3 protein-coding genes are annotated in these 2,759 nt (G+C 71.1%); all 3 read right to left on the bottom strand.

Annotated elements, in window-relative coordinates; all coding sequences use genetic code 11:
- Positions 1-64: 64 nt before the first annotated feature.
- Positions 65-268 (bottom strand): DUF397 domain-containing protein, encoded by a 204-nt coding sequence (locus AAHZ94_RS32155; RefSeq protein ID WP_349997241.1) that lies wholly within the window; start codon positions 266-268, stop codon positions 65-67.
- Entirely contained in the window at positions 265-1,095 is an 831-nt protein-coding gene (locus tag AAHZ94_RS32160; protein WP_349997242.1) for a helix-turn-helix domain-containing protein, read from the bottom strand. The genes AAHZ94_RS32155 and AAHZ94_RS32160 overlap by 4 nt, the downstream gene beginning before the upstream one ends.
- A 167-nt stretch (positions 1,096-1,262) precedes the next feature.
- On the bottom strand, positions 1,263-2,759 hold a 1,497-nt coding region (locus AAHZ94_RS32165; RefSeq protein ID WP_349997243.1), incomplete at its 5' end, for an outer membrane protein assembly factor BamB family protein.

Consider the following 2,759-nt stretch of genomic DNA (forward strand, 5'->3'; position numbering starts at 1 on the left):
CGCCAGAGCCCCCGCTCGTGCGATGGGTCTGCGCGGGGCGGGGGCTCTGGCGTACGGGGATGGGTCAGGCGGTGAAGTTGCCGGCCTTGACGTCCGTGACGAAGGCGGTCCAGGCCGCCGTGTCGAAGTGGAGCGCCGGGCCGTGCGGGTCCTTGCTGTCGCGGACCGGGACGGCGCCGGTCACTGCGGCGTGGTTGGGAGCCCACTCGATGCACTCGCCACCGTCGCCGCCGCTGTAGGACGACTTCACCCATACCTGTTCCGTCATGTCGAGAACTCCTTAGCGATTCGACGGATGAGCTGGATCGAGCGCTCTGGCGAAAGAGCCGAGGCTCGCAGCCGATCGTACGTCGCGCCTGCCTCGCGGAGCGTTTCCGGGTCTTGAGTCAGATGCCCGTACCCGAACGGCTCGCTGTACAACTTGGGTTCGGGCTGGTCCCGGTCCACGAGGATGAACGAGACCTTGGCCGCCGGGGCTCCTGCATCGTTCGGCAGAACCTGCACATTCACATGGGGCGAACTGGCGTCGTCTGCAAGGCGCGTGAGCTGCTCCGCCATGATCTCGGGACTGCCCACCTCGGTTCGGAGTGCGGCTTCATGGGCGATCATCCACAGCAGCGGGGGTGACTCCTGCTTCATGATCTCTTGGCGTGCCAGTCGGGTTTCGACCTGGGCTTCGATCTCGGCATCGGTGACACGTGGGTACGCGGCGCGAATCACTGCCTCGGCATAGCGTCGGGTCTGCACCAAGCCCATGAGGAATGAGTTGGAGTAGCCCGAGATCGACCGAGCAATCTTCTCGACCGTGGCGTACGGCAGGAACCAGATCGGGTGTCCCTGCTTGGCTAGTCTGTTCCGCATGCGCAGGTACGTGCCTGGTGTGCCCGCCGCCTTGTCCACAGCTTCCGCGAACGCCGCGGACGCGAGGACCGCACCGCACTCGACCCTGCTGATCTGCGGTTGGTTGTAGTGGATTTTGATCGCGAACTGGTCCTGCGACAGGCCCAGTGACTCACGTAGCGCCCGCACCTCTTCGCCGAAGTACGCCGCCCCATCCGATCCCGCTGTCCCCTTTCGGGGCTCGCCATCACTCATGCGCCGTTCAACTTCCCGCTGCGACAAGCTCGTTGGTATGGCCTCTGACGTGGAATCCTAGCCCCGAACGCGGAATTCCGTGAGGAATTGGTCACACGTTGTGAGCATCTGATCGAACGCCGACCGATTAACCCGCCCCCGGCAACCAAGGGCGGGCCGGCCGCCCTCTACCAACGGGACGGCACCCGGTCATCCACCGCGAACAGCGTGCCGTCCGGGGCCGCCGCGAAGACCTTGCCTTCGGCCGCCACCGGGACCGGTACGTGCTCCACGAAGCCCGTCGTGGCGCGGCCGGGGCGGGGCGGGGTCTGGCCGAGGAGGCGGCCGGCTACCGCGTCGACCGCGATGAGACGGCCGTCGGCGGCCGAGAAGTAGAGCCGGTCGCCGGCCGCCACCAGCGGCGACGCATTGCTGACCGAGGTTTCCAGGCGCCACGGGCGGGGCCTGGCCGCGCCCGCGCTGGTGTCGACGGCGACCAACCCCCCGTCGTAGCCGTGCAGATAGACGACCTCGTCGCTGACCGCCACGCTCGACGTCGGCAGCGGCGCCGCCAGCTTGCCGCGGCGCTCCTCCCGGCGCGCCGGGTCGTACCGTACGACCGCCGGCGCGCGCTGCTCCAGATCGGGCGCGGTGAACCTGACGACCCCGTCCCGGTCCGCGCCCACCGGCATCAGCGTGCCGCGCAGCCGGTGGGTCCAGCGGACGTCGCCCGTCGTCGGATCGACCGCGCTGACCTGCGTGTTCGAGCCGTCCGGCGCGGTGGTCAGCGCGTACGCGACCTCGCCCGTGCCGTACGCGACGAACGTCGGCAGCGCGTGGCCGGTCAGCGGGTGGCTCCAGCGCCGTTCGTTGGTGGCCGCGTCGATGGCGGTGACCGTGGAGTCGGCGGAGACCAACAGCACCGAGTCGCCCGCGTGGTAGACCCGGCCGGCGTACGCGGACACGTCGCGGGTCCAGCGCTGCTTGCGGGTCCTCGGGTCGCGGGCGGTCAGCCGCTTGCCGTCCGGCGACAGCGTCTGCACCAGTCCGCCGGCGAAGACCGGGGCCGACGGCGTGCCGGCCGTCTCGTCGCCGCGCTCGCCTTCGGTTCCGGTTCCGGTTCCGGTTGTGGTGCCGTCGCCCGCGGCGCCTGCGTTGCCCGTGTCACCCACGTCCGTCACACCCGTCGCGTCCGCCGTATCCGTCGCATCCGCCGTATCCGTCGCGGCGTACGGGTCGGTGGCGGGGGCCGCCGCCGGGTCCGCGCCGGGTGCGTCGTCGGTCGGGGCGGGGCGGCCCGTGCGGTGCGTCGACCACAGCAGCCGGCCGCGGCGCGGGTCGATCCTGGCCGCGGCGATGCCCTGCTGGGCGCAGTACAGGGCGCCCTTCCCGTAGCTACAGAAGGTGAGCTTGGCGCCGTCGCCCGCCGCCGGCAGGCCGGCCGCGTCCCGCAGGCCGATCCGCCACGGCTGCCAGGAGTCGGCCGCGTTGTCCGACCGCGGGTGCGCGTCGTCGGAGTCGAAGCCGGCGATCTGCCGCAGCGTCCACACCGTGCCGGCGCCAAGCACGAGCGCCACCGCCAACACGCCGGCCAGCAGCGGCGCCCGCCGCCTGCCCCGCCGGGGCCGTACGCGGCGCAGGAGCCGGTCTCGTATACACAACTCCGCGCCCACGCGACGGGCTCC

The sequence above is a fragment of the Streptomyces sp. HSW2009 genome (genome assembly GCF_040240285.1).
Classification (GTDB): Bacteria; Actinomycetota; Actinomycetes; order Streptomycetales; family Streptomycetaceae; genus Streptomyces.